Annotated in this window: 13 protein-coding genes; 7 read left to right on the top strand and 6 right to left on the bottom strand. The window is 69.5% G+C overall.

Going from position 1 to position 11,184, the window contains the following annotated elements:
• Nucleotides 1-7: 7 nt before the first annotated feature.
• Nucleotides 8-910, bottom strand: a complete 903-nt coding sequence (locus BJY22_RS23755) for a pseudouridine-5'-phosphate glycosidase (RefSeq protein ID WP_167210250.1) — start codon at nt 908-910, stop codon at nt 8-10.
• A complete protein-coding gene (locus BJY22_RS23760) occupies nt 903-1,826 on the bottom strand; it encodes a PfkB family carbohydrate kinase (RefSeq protein ID WP_167210252.1) in 924 nt (307 codons plus the stop codon). The genes BJY22_RS23755 and BJY22_RS23760 overlap by 8 nt, the downstream gene beginning before the upstream one ends.
• Nucleotides 1,827-1,921: 95 nt before the next feature.
• Between BJY22_RS23760 and BJY22_RS43045 the strand changes: the two genes are divergently transcribed.
• The gene (locus BJY22_RS43045; protein ID WP_202891235.1) at nt 1,922-3,583 is read left to right on the top strand and encodes a glycoside hydrolase domain-containing protein; all 1,662 of its coding nucleotides are present in this window, start codon (nt 1,922-1,924) and stop codon (nt 3,581-3,583) included.
• 5 nt (nt 3,584-3,588) lie between these two features.
• On the opposite strand, the gene BJY22_RS23770 is transcribed toward BJY22_RS43045, so the two are convergent.
• The 3 genes from BJY22_RS23770 to BJY22_RS23780 all read right to left on the bottom strand — a co-directional run bounded on the left by BJY22_RS23770 (nt 3,589) and on the right by BJY22_RS23780 (nt 5,824).
• A complete protein-coding gene (locus tag BJY22_RS23770; protein WP_167210254.1) occupies nt 3,589-4,491 on the bottom strand; it encodes an NADP-dependent oxidoreductase in 903 nt (300 codons plus the stop codon).
• Nucleotides 4,492-4,599: 108 nt separating this feature from the next.
• Nucleotides 4,600-5,064, bottom strand: a complete 465-nt coding sequence (locus tag BJY22_RS23775; protein WP_167210256.1) for a DoxX family protein — start codon at nt 5,062-5,064, stop codon at nt 4,600-4,602.
• Between the two features lie 151 nt (nt 5,065-5,215).
• Complete coding sequence (locus BJY22_RS23780) at nt 5,216-5,824, bottom strand: TetR/AcrR family transcriptional regulator (protein WP_167210258.1); 609 nt, start codon at nt 5,822-5,824, stop codon at nt 5,216-5,218.
• Nucleotides 5,825-5,923: 99 nt separating this feature from the next.
• On the opposite strand from BJY22_RS23780, the gene BJY22_RS23785 reads away from it, so the two are divergent.
• Both BJY22_RS23785 and BJY22_RS23790 read left to right on the top strand, forming a co-directional pair.
• Nucleotides 5,924-6,307 (top strand): nuclear transport factor 2 family protein, encoded by a 384-nt coding sequence (locus BJY22_RS23785; RefSeq protein WP_167210260.1) that lies wholly within the window; start codon nt 5,924-5,926, stop codon nt 6,305-6,307.
• A gap of 151 nt (nt 6,308-6,458) precedes the next feature.
• Nucleotides 6,459-6,866 carry a hypothetical protein gene (locus BJY22_RS23790; RefSeq protein WP_238350442.1) on the top strand — a complete coding sequence of 136 codons (408 nt, stop codon included), beginning with the start codon at nt 6,459-6,461 and terminating at the stop codon, nt 6,864-6,866.
• A 265-nt stretch (nt 6,867-7,131) separates the two neighbouring features.
• On the opposite strand, the gene BJY22_RS23795 is transcribed toward BJY22_RS23790, so the two are convergent.
• Nucleotides 7,132-7,317 (bottom strand): hypothetical protein, encoded by a 186-nt coding sequence (locus BJY22_RS23795; protein WP_167210264.1) that lies wholly within the window; start codon nt 7,315-7,317, stop codon nt 7,132-7,134.
• A gap of 89 nt (nt 7,318-7,406) precedes the next feature.
• Between BJY22_RS23795 and BJY22_RS23800 the strand changes: the two genes are divergently transcribed.
• The 4 genes from BJY22_RS23800 to BJY22_RS23815 are packed head-to-tail and all read left to right on the top strand — an operon-like array spanning nt 7,407 to nt 11,183.
• On the top strand, nt 7,407-7,775 hold the full coding sequence (locus BJY22_RS23800) for an ArsR/SmtB family transcription factor (RefSeq protein WP_167210266.1): 369 nt from the start codon (nt 7,407-7,409) through the stop codon (nt 7,773-7,775).
• Nucleotides 7,772-8,245, top strand: a complete 474-nt coding sequence (locus tag BJY22_RS23805) for an NADH-quinone oxidoreductase subunit B family protein (RefSeq protein WP_167210268.1) — start codon at nt 7,772-7,774, stop codon at nt 8,243-8,245. The genes BJY22_RS23800 and BJY22_RS23805 overlap by 4 nt, the downstream gene beginning before the upstream one ends.
• Nucleotides 8,242-10,248, top strand: a complete 2,007-nt coding sequence (locus tag BJY22_RS23810) for a proton-conducting transporter transmembrane domain-containing protein (protein ID WP_167210270.1) — start codon at nt 8,242-8,244, stop codon at nt 10,246-10,248. The genes BJY22_RS23805 and BJY22_RS23810 overlap by 4 nt, the downstream gene beginning before the upstream one ends.
• Nucleotides 10,245-11,183, top strand: coding sequence for an NADH-quinone oxidoreductase subunit H (locus BJY22_RS23815; protein ID WP_167210272.1), 939 nt, complete (start codon nt 10,245-10,247; stop codon nt 11,181-11,183). The genes BJY22_RS23810 and BJY22_RS23815 overlap by 4 nt, the downstream gene beginning before the upstream one ends.
• Nucleotide 11,184 lies beyond the last annotated feature (1 nt).

Here is an 11,184-nt window from a genome sequence, read left to right on the forward strand (position 1 = left end):
GACTGGATCACACAGTGGCGAGCGTGCTGGCGATCCGGGCTGCGAGGGCGGCGTTGTTGCGGGCCAAGGCCAGGTTGGCGGGAATGCTCTCGCCGTCGGTCTCCTTCTCGATCCGGGCGAGGACGTACGGCGTGACGGCGGGGCCCGCGACTCCCGCTTGGGCACTCGCTTCCAGCGCGGACGTGAGGACGGCGTCGATGCGCTCCGCCGGGATCTCGTCCTCGACAGGGATCGGAGCGGTCAGCAGCACGCCGGTGGCCGGCCTGGCGCGGAAACGGAGTACGTCGCAGACCGCCTGCTCCTCGTCGACGCGATGGGGGATCGGCAGGCCGCTCGATCGCGTGTAGAAGGCCGGGAACCAGTCGTGCTGCCAACCCAGCACGGGAACGCCGGCCGTCTCGAGGTACTCCAGTGTGCGCGGCAGGTCGAGGAACGCCTTCGCGCCGGCGCAAACGGTGATGACCGGGTGGTTGGCGATCGCGTCGAGGTCGGCCGAGATGTCACCGGTGACCTCCGATCCGCGATGGACACCGCCGATGCCGCCGGTGGCGAACACCGAGATGCCGACGGCGTGGGCCAGGGCGACCGTGGCCGAGACGGTGGTGACACCGACTTCCCATCGCTGTGCCTGCGCCACTGCGAGGTCCCGCTCGGCGACCTTGCGGTTGCCCTGCAGCACCCGCTTCTCCTGGTCCGGGGAGAGCCCGACGTGCGGTCGGCCGTCCAGGATCGCCGTCACGGCAGGTACGGCGCCGTGGGCACGGACGGCCTCTGTGCAGAGCTCGAGCGCGTCGGCGTTCGCGGGGGCCGGGAGGCCGAGGTTGGAGAAGATGGTCGACTCGAGCGCTACCACCGCGCGGTTCTCCGCCAAGGCCTGCGCCACCTCGTCGGACACACTGGGCTCAATCACCGGACAGCTCCGTTCTCTTCGGCGCGGCCGTTCGCTTCCTGCCGCTTGCTTGCAGCGTGGCGCCGGGGTTGCCGAGCACCTGCCTGGCAAGGGTATGACCCGCCTCGGTCGCCTCGACGGGATCGGCTCCGTCGAGTACGGCGGACAGGAAGCCGGCCGTGAACGCGTCGCCCGCCCCGGTCGTGTCGCGCACGTCGTCGGCCGGCGGCACCGGTACGGTGGCCGACCGCGTGCCGTGGATCTCGGTCGCGGCCACGCCGTGCTTGACCACCACCGTCGTACTCTCCGAGGCCAGGGCCCGCAGGTCGGCCGCGTCGGCCTCCACGCCGTTCGCGAAGACGTACGTCGGGTCGAGGGCTCCGACCAGATCACGGAAAAGGGCCGGGCCGATCGCGTCGATCAGTGCGACCGAGGACGCGTCGATGGTGAGTACGGCCCCTTCGGCGTGCCCGATGACGGATGCCCGGCGAAGGACGGACAGCGGCGGACCGGTCAGGGAGTAGGCCGAGAGATGCACGGCCCTCGCTCCGGAGAACCAGTCGTCGGGTACGTCGTTCAGCTGAGCCGCCGCCGCACGATCGGGGTACATCGTGCGTTCACCCGACCCGTCGACGACGACCACGATCGTCCCGGTCCGTCCATGACGCTGGACCTTCGCGTCGACGCCGGCCTCGACCAACTCTCGTACCAACGCCGCGCCGGCGGGATCGTCACCCACCCGCCCGACGAACCGCGCCGACGTCCCGACCCTGCTCGCGAAGACCGCGACGTTGGCGGCCGCACCACCGCGCGCCCGATGGATCCGCGCCGGGTTGTCGGTGCCGTACCTGGTCGCACCGTCCGGCCAGACCACGACGTCCTCGACGAGATCACCGACGCACACGAGAGCACGCCGGTCCTGCGCTGATCCGCCCACAGCGTCCACCATCCCCGTTGTGCATTGGTGTTTGAATCTGCATCATAGAGGTCAATATCACGCAATCGGGATGCTGCCGGAAGGAGTGGTCCGCTGTGACCGCGACGTGGGAGTTCGTTGTCTGCGATGCGCTGGCGAAGGTGCACCCGGTGCGGGACCCGCGGCCGGTGACCGCCGGCACCAGGTTCCAGGCCTTCCTCGGTGAGCCGGCGTCCTTCCAGCTGGCGTACCGCCCTCCGCTCGACCCGACCTTCCGCAACCCGAGCCCGCTGCAGGTCCGGGTCGAGGGCGCCGCAGCCGACCTGGTGACTGTGTCGTACGTCGACCTCGTGCCGTGTTCCTTCGTTGCCCTCCCGGGACACGACGACGGATACGAGTACGACGAACCCGGCTTGTATCCGGACGTCCTGCGCCCGGTGCAGAACGGTGAAGCGCCGGTGCGATTCGGCGGCTGGGGAGCGTTGTGGTTCGACGTCACCACGACCGACCCGGAGCGAACCGGCGTCCACGAACTCACGATCGTGATGACCTCGCCCGACGGCTCCGAGCTGCACCGCGAGCAGGTTGCCGTCGAGCTCGCGGACATCGCGTTGCCGCCGCTCGACATCGTGTCGAGCCACTGGATGCACCTCGACGCGCTCGCCGATCACTACGGCGTCGAGGTGTTCAGCGAAGAGCATTGGGCGATGGTGGAGCGCTTCATGGCGTCCGCGGCCGAGATGGGTGCGACGTCGCTGCTCGCACCGGTCTGGACACCGCCTCTCGACACCGCGATCGGCTCGTACCGCACCGTCGTACAGCTGATCGACATCACGGCGACGGGGGAGGGGTACCGGTTCGGCTTCGATCGGCTCCGGCGGTGGCTCGACCTGTGCCGGCGTACCGGAATCACCGGGGTCGAGGTCGCGCACCTGTTCACCCAGTGGGGCGCGAAGGCCACGCCCGGCATCGTCGTGAGCCAGGACGGTGCGGAACCTCGGCGCGCCTTCGGGTGGGACGTCGCCGCGACCGACGTGCGGTACCGCGAATTGATGGAGGCGCTGCTTCCGGCGCTGCAGGCCGTCCTCGACGAGGAATGGGACCGCGAGCACGTGGTCTTCCACATCTCGGACGAGCCATCCGGTGAGGAGGGGCTGGCGAGCTATCTCGCCGCGAAGGAGGTCGTCGCCGATCTCCTCAAGGGCTGGACGGTCGTCGACGCGCTCAGCGAGCACTCGTTCTACACATCGGGTGCCGTCGCCTTGCCTGTCGTCGCGACCGATCACGTCGAACCGTTCCTGGCGGAGCGGCCGGAGCGTCTCTGGGTGTACTACTGCGTCTCCCAGGACCGCGACGTCGCCAACCGGTTCATCGGGATGCCGTCGGCGCGCAACCGCGCGATCGGGCACCAGCTGTTCGCGTCTGGAGTGGACGGATTCCTCCACTGGGGCTTCAACTTCTGGTACACCTGGCACGCGATCCGGCGGATCGACCCGTTCGCGGACACCTCGGCCGGAGGTGCGTTCCCGTCGGGCGACCCGTTCGCCGTCTATCCCGGCCCGGACGGTACACCGTGGCCGTCGCTCCGCCATCGCGTCTTCGCGCAGGCGATGTGGGACCACCGCGCCCTGCAGGCCGTACGGGCGGCCCACGGCAACGCGGCCGCCTTGGACATCATCGACCCGGACCGCACGCTGCGCTTCAATCGCCCGGTCCTCGACCCGGACCACTACTACCGATCCCGCCAGCGCATGATCTCCGCGCTGACGGCACCGTAGTCCGACTACATCATCCTGATGATCGTCCTGCCGGGTTCGGTGAAAGCCGTCGGAGCGTCGGCCAAGGGGCGGACCGTTGTGACGCGGGGGACGAGGCGGCCGTCGCCGAGCCGGGTCGCCAGCTGTGCCAGCTGGTCGCGGTCGGGCTCGACGACGAAGAAGACCGCCCGGCCGTCGCTGGGGTGCACGGTCGGCGGGTCGGCGATGGTGACCAGGGTTCCGCCGGGACGTACGAGCGCGGTGGAGCGATCGCGGAGCTCGCCGCCGACGACGTCGAGTACGACGTCCACGTCGCCGGCGTCCTCGAGTCGCTCGCTGTCCAGGTCGACGAACTTGTGGACGCCCAGCTCGCCGGCGGCGGTGCGATGGGAGGCTCGGCCGGTGCCGATGACGTACGCGCCGACCTCCCTCGCCAGTTGCGCGGCGACGGTGCCGACGGCGCCGGCGACTCCGTGAATCAGGACGGTCTGACCCGTCCTCAGGTGCGCGTGGTCGAAAAGAGCCTGCCAGGCCGTGAGACCGGAGATCGGTAGCGCGGCGGCCGTGACGTGGTCGACGTCCGCGGGCAGCGGCGCCAGGTTGCGGGCCTCGACGGCGACGTACTCCGCGAGCGAACCGTTGCGGGTCCAGTCGGCGAGCCCGAAGACCCGCTGGCCGACGGTGAGCCCGGTGGTGCCGTAGCCGAGCTCCGCGACGACACCCGACAGTTCGTGGCCGGGAACGGTCGGCGTGCGGTCGCGGCCTGCTCGGTCGGTCCACGTTCCCGGCCAGTCCAGCTCGCCGCGGGTGAATCCGGCGGCGTGTACGCGCACGATGACGTCGTTCTCGGCCGCGTGCGGGTACGGCAGGTCGGTCAGGGACAGACCGCCGGCACCGGCGGCGCGGTCCTGGGCTGTGATGGCGCGCATGAAGATCCTCGCGAGAGTCGTAGTACCTGTTCGGCTTCTGACGGTACGCGGCCGCGGCCCGCCATCGGTGGGCCAATCCTGGCCTGTGATGGTGGGCCGCTTCTGCGCTCATTGCGCCGGCCGGGTCAGCTTCCCAGGCGAACTCAGGGCCTTTGCTGCGATGACCAGAGCGGCGGCCGCGAGTACGACGTCCTTCAGCACGTACTGCGCCTCGAGGGTCGGTGTGCCGGGGAACAGATCGCCGAAGAACAGCACCAGCGGCGACAGGATCCCGAGCAGTGAGAACCCGAGTACCAGCAGACCGGTGCGCAGGAGCCGCCCGGTGATCAGCGTCAGTCCGATGAAGCACTCCAGCGCGGCGGTCACCAATACCGCCGTACGTCCTTCGACGACGCCGAGGGTGAGGGTGTCGATGGTGCGCATCACCAGCGCCTCCGCCGGGCTCGCCCCCGGGAAGAACTTCAGTACGCCGAAGCCGAAGAAGATCAGCCCGAGACTGATCCGCAGGATGTCGACACTGCTCCGCCCGAGCCAGTCGGCGATCCGATTTCCCTTGTACATCAAGGCATTCATGAGTGGTCTCCCTTGTCGCGATCGATGTACCAGTACGATCGCGGACGCCGGCGGTCCGGCGCGTCGGGCAGGCGAAGGCGGTTCGCGTACCGCTGACGCCGTACGCCTCAGGGGAACCCTGACGCCACAGGGAGTACTGCCCAGGGTTGAGTCAGCCGCGTGGGGACGGGATCGGCAGGCCGAGGACGCCGCGTGCCGCGCGCAGGGTGAGCTCGACGTCGTGGGGTGGCCCGCCGACGGCGGCCGTGACGCCCTCGACGACGCCGAGGTACGCCGACGCGAGCGCGCGAGGTGGAGGCCCTGCCGGAATGCTGCCGAGGCGCCGGCCGCGCGTGATCAGCTTCGCGACATCGTCCTTCAGCGGCTCCATCAGGTCGGTGAGCGCCTGCGCGACAGGGTGATCGCGGCCGGCGAACTCCACCCGCAGGCTCATCAGTACGGCGGCGACGTCACGCCGTACGTACTTGGCGTGCGCCTGCGCGGTCCACAGCAGCCGCTCGGCCGGATCGGGGACGTCCTTCGCGGGTTCGCCGACTTCGGCGTCCCAGGTGCGGCTGACCCAGTCGATCACCGCGAGCGCGAGCTCTTCCTTGTTGGCGAACAGGTGGTACAGGGCGCCGCGGGTGTAGCCGGCGTCGCGAGCGATGTCGTCGAGGCGCACGTTGCCGTAGCCGTACGTCGAGAAGCCGCGGGCCGCCGACTCGAGCAGCTTGTTCCGCGTGAGCTCGATGCGCTCGGCCTGGGTGCGTCGTGGGGGCATGACGTCCTCCTTCGTGAGCAATCATACATGCACGCATGTACGTAAGTGTGACCGAGCTCGCGTTGCCGGCGGATCCGTGCCGCGCGTAGCTTCCAGACCATGACTGAAGAACTTGGAGTGGTACAGGACTTCTACGCCGCGCTGGCGGATCGTGACCCGGCCGCGTTGCTCGGCGCTCTCCACGAGGACTTCGTGCTGACACTGAGCCCGGGACTTCCGCTGGCGGTCGACCGCGAGTTCCGCGGCCGGGAGTCGGCGGTGGCCAACGTCTGGGGGCGGATCCCGGCGGACGTCGAACTGCACTGCGAGCCGGACCGCAAGCTGCCGGTGGGCCCGGGGGAGTTCGTTGTCCTTGGCCACTACCGGGGCGACGGCTGGAGCGCGCCGTTCGCCCATGTGGTGAGCATGAGGGACGGCCGGATCGGTTCCCTGCGGCAGATCACCGACACCCGCAGCTGGCCCGACCTACGAGCAGCCGGCTGATGCAACTGACGGCATTCCGGGTCGGTCCGGCCCCGGAAGCGTCTCGTCGCGACGCCGCGGAGCAGCTGAAAGCAGAATGAAAGCGGGACCGGGTCTCATGTACTCAACAGTCCGCTCCCGCACGGCGTGCGGGAAACGTTCGGGGAGGAAAATGATGAACCGGATCTACAACTTCGTCTCGGCGGCTCTCGGGTTGGCGCTCGTGGGCCTCGGTGTGTCAGGCGGTGCAGCCGCCGCGGCACCGGACGGCAGTGGGAGTGCTGAGGCCGGCCCTCCGGCAGCAGTCGCGTCGTGTACGACCATCGACACCAAGACCTACGCGTTGGTCGTGCACCTCGCGCTGTACCGGTGCGAGGACGGCTGGTACGGACTGGTGTACGGACAGACCAGGGTCGGCATGCAGGTCTACCTGAGGAGCGCGGCGAACACGATCACCGGTCTGCGCACCGTCGCCGTCGACAATCGCGGCACTTTCACTCCCAGGGTCGGTATCCACGGCGGACCCTGGAAGGCGTGCGCGAACATCCGGGGCGCCGAGATCTGCACCATCCGCGACTGACGGCCGGCGTGCGGCGGTCACGTGCCGCGGAGGGGTGCTCGTCCTGGGCTGTTCGGGGCGGGTACCTCTTCGCGTGGTGCCGGCTGGTCGTCGGGCAAGGGGCGGATGTGGACCCGGGTCCCGGTGGCGGCGGCCCGGCGGACGAGTTCTGTGACGCCGGCGGCGTCGGTCACGGTGCGGATCGGTGCGGTGTGCGCAGGCGAAGTAGAGATCACTTCGTAGCGGGCGGCGGTTTCCAATGTCCCCCCAGACAGAGTCGGTCGGTTCAGACGGGGTCGGCGGTGGTCTCCGGTGGAACGATGACGTCGTTCTCGAGGGCGAGGCGGAGGAGGCTGTCGAGTTCGCCGGAGTAGATGCGCTCGGCGTCGAGGTCTCCGGTCTGTTGCGCGGCGCGGAGTTGTCCCCGCGCGGCGGCGATCCGTTGACGCAGTTCCTCGGTGAACGTGTCCATGGTGGTCCTAGCTTATGCATGAGTTGCAGAATTCTTCAATTCATGATCGCATGGATTGCGCAGATGATGGAGTAACCGGAAGGCCGAGGATGACGACACCGCTGCACCAGGTGAAGGCGGAGTTCTTCAAGACACTGGGGCATCCCGCGCGGATCCGGGTGCTGGAGCTGCTGAGTGAGCGGGAGATGGCGGTCAGTGAGCTCCTCCCGGAGCTTCGTCTCGAGGCGTCGAACCTTTCGCAGCAGTTGGCGGTATTGCGACGCGCCGGTCTGGTGACCACGCGCCGCGAGGGTTCGCAGGTGTACTACTCGCTGACGAGCCCCCAGGTCGCCGAGCTGCTCGCGGTCGCGCGGGTGATCCTGACGGAGGTGCTGGCCGAGCAGGTGGAGCTGCTGGACGGGCTGCGCGCGGACACGGTCACCGCAGGTGGCTCTCGGGTACGGCGGGACGCCCGGTGAGAGCGCTGCTCCGGAAGATCCGGTCGACCGGCCGGGTCGCGGAGCCTGCCCCCGAGCGGCGTCCTGCGCGCGACGACGTACTGCGGGGCTCGGTGCAGGTGCGGCACGTGGATGCGGGGTCGTGCAACGGGTGTGAGATCGAGATCGGGTCCGCGTTCGGTCCGGTGTACGACGCGGAGCGGTACGGCGCTCGCCTGGTCGCCTCGCCGCGGCACGCCGACGTCCTGCTGGTGACCGGGCCGGTGACGCGGAACATGGCCGAGCCGCTGCGCAAGGCGTACGACGCGACACCGGCGCCGAAGCGAGTCGTCGCGGTGGGGGACTGCGCGCACAACTGTGGTGTTTTCGCCGGCGGGTACGGCGTCGAGGGTGCGGTCGCGGAGGTGATCCCGGTCGACGTCGTCGTCCGAGGGTGTCCGCCGGAGCCGCCGCAGATCATCGACGCCTTGCGTGACCTGACCGGGCGATGACGATTGGTTGGGCGCTGCTCGGCGTACTGGTGGTCGCCGGGCTGGGAGCGCTGGGTGCGTTCAGCTGTGGTCCTCGCCGTCGTGCGTTGATCGCGGGCCTGTCGACACTGGCCGTCGGCGCTCTCGGAGTGGCCGCCGGGCTGCTGGCACTGGCAGGCCGGACCTTCTCGACGACGATCCCGGCGCTACTGCCGCTGAGCGAGGCATCGATCGCGGTGGATGCGTTGTCCGGCGTGTTCTGCCTGCTGATCGGCGGCGTCGCGGTTGTGGCCGGCATCTACTGCGTCGGATACTTCGGCGCTGGACATGCTGGTTCGCGATCGGCGCAGGGACTACTGCCGTTGTTCGTGGCGGCGATGATCCTGGTGCCGGTGGCCGGGAACGTGACGACCTTTCTGGTCCTGTGGGAGCTGATGGCGCTGGCCTCGCTTGCCCTGGTCCTTGCCGAGCACCGGCTGCGGCCCGCGGTGCGTGAGGCCGGTGTCTGGTACGGCGCGATGACGCACGCCGGCCTGGTCGCGATCCTCCTCGGGCTGGCGTTGTTCGCGTCGAAGGCCGGTGGCGAGTCGTTCGACGCGTTGCGCGGAGCAGACCTGCCGGAAACGTCCCGCTCGATCATCTTCATCCTCACCTTCGTCGGCTTCGGCTCGAAGGCCGGTCTGGTGCCGCTGCACGTGTGGCTGCCGCGGGCCCACCCGGAGGCGCCGAGCCCGGTGTCGGCGCTGATGTCGGCGGCGATGGTGAAGCTCGGCCTGTACGGCGTACTGCGAGTCGGGCTGGACCTGCTCGGTGGTGGTCCGCGCTGGTGGTGGCTGCTGGTGCTGATCGTTGGTGGCGTGTCGGCGCTGTACGGCGTACTGCAGGCCAGTGTCGCGGTGGATCTGAAGCGTCTGCTCGGCTACTCGACGACCGAGAACCTGGGCCTGATCTTCCTCGGGGTCGGCGCGGGCGGGATGTTCGCCGCCGGTGGCAACCGAACACTCGCGAGCCTGCTGATGGCGGCGGCGGTGTTGCATGCGCTCAACCATGCGGGGTTCAAGACGTTGCTGTTCCTGGGAGCGGGATCGGTACTGCGATCGACGGGCGTCCGTGATCTCGACAGCCTGGGCGGCCTGGTGTCGCGGATGCCCGCGACCGCGGCGTTGTTCGGTGTCGGGGCGTTGGCGGCTGCGGCGTTGCCGCCGGGCAACGGGTTCGTGTCCGAGTGGCTGCTGGTCCAGGGCCTGATCCACGGCCTGCCGGGTGCCGATGCCGTGGTCGCGGTGGCGATGCCGTTGGCCGTCGGGGTGGTCGCGCTGACCGCGGGCCTGGGCGTGGCGACGTTCGTAAAGGCATTCGGTGTCGGGTTCCTGGCCCGCCCACGGTCGGAATCGGCTGCATCGGCGACGGAATCACCGAGGAGCATGCGGGCCGCGATGCTTCTCGCCGCGGTGGTGTGTGTGGGGCTGGCAGTTGTGCCGGCAGCGTTGGGGCCGATGCTGGCCCAGGTGCTCGGCACGCTGCCGACCGTGCGGGACGGTTCGCCCGTGCGGGGCGGTGTCACGTTGCGGCTGACGGGGATTCAGGGGTCGATGTCGCCGTTGCTGATCCTCGCCGGGTTGCTGGCGGTGGCTCTGGTCGTGGTCGCGTTGGCACGGCGTGGGCTGCCGCGCCGGACGTCGCTCGTGTGGGGATGCGGCGGCACGCGGCTCGATCCGCGGATGGAGTACACCGCGACTTCGTTCGCGGAGCCGTTGACCCGGGTCTTCGACGACGTACTGCGGCCGGAGAACGACGTCGACGTGACGCACCACGCGGAATCGCAGTACCTGATCGAGAGCGTGCAGTACCGGCAGCGGGTCGACGACCGGCTCGAGGCGGCGTTGTACCCGCCTGTTCTTGCTGCGGGCAACAAGCTCGGTGTGCTGATCGGCCGGCTGCAGAACGGTAGTACGCACAGGTACCTCGCGCTCGGGCTGGCCGGGCTGATCACCGTCCTCGTCGTCGTGGGGCTGACCGCGTGAGGACGCTCGGGGTTGTTCTCCAGGTCGTCCTGCTGATCGTCCTGGCGCCGTACCTCGTCGGGCTGATGCGGCAGGTCCGGGCCGTGATGGAAGGCCGGGCGGGTGCGGGCGTCGGGCAGCCGTGGCGTGACCTGTGCAAGCTGTTCCGCAAGGAACCGATCAGTCCGGCAGGGTCGAGTTGGGTTTTCGCCGCGGCCCCGGCCGTGCTGGTGTCGACGTCTCTCGTGATCGCGGCGGTGGGTCCGTTCGTTGCGACGGTGTCGCCGCTGGACGGCGTCGCGGACCTGTTCGCGGTCGTCGCTTTGCTGCTGCTGGGGACGGTCGCGCTGGCACTGGCCGGACTGGACACCGGCACGGCGTTCGGCGGGATGGGCGCCAGCCGCGAGATCACGGTCGCTGCGCTGGCCGAGCCGACGATCCTGCTGGCGGGGTTCGCGCTGTCCGCCCGGGTCGGCTCGACGAATCTCGCCGCGATCGTGGAACGCGGGCAGCAAGCGCCGGGAGCTGTTCTGTCGCCGGCGTGGTTGCTCGCCGCGGTCGCGCTGGCGGTGGTGGTGATCGCCGAGGCGGGGCGGTTGCCGGTCGACAACCCGTCGACGCATCTCGAGCTGACGATGATCCACGAGGCGATGGTGCTGGAGTACTCCGGGCGCGACCTGGCGCTGGTCGAGTTCGCGTCCGCGCTGCGGTTGACGGTGTTGCTGGGCCTGTGGTCGAGCCTGTTCCTGCCGTGGGGCGTCGCGACGTCGGTGTCGCCGCCGGCCTTACTGATCGGCGTTGTGGCGTTCGCGGTGAAGGTCGCAGTACTTGGAGTGGTGCTGGCGACTGGCGAGGTGTTCATGGCCAAGCTGCGGCTGTTCCGGGTGCCGGAGCTCCTGGCCGGGTCGTTCCTGTTCGGTCTGCTGGCTGTCTCCTCGTCCTTCTTCCTGGCGTGAT

The sequence above is a fragment of the Kribbella shirazensis genome (assembly GCF_011761605.1).
In the GTDB taxonomy this organism is placed as follows: Bacteria; Actinomycetota; Actinomycetes; order Propionibacteriales; family Kribbellaceae; genus Kribbella; species Kribbella shirazensis.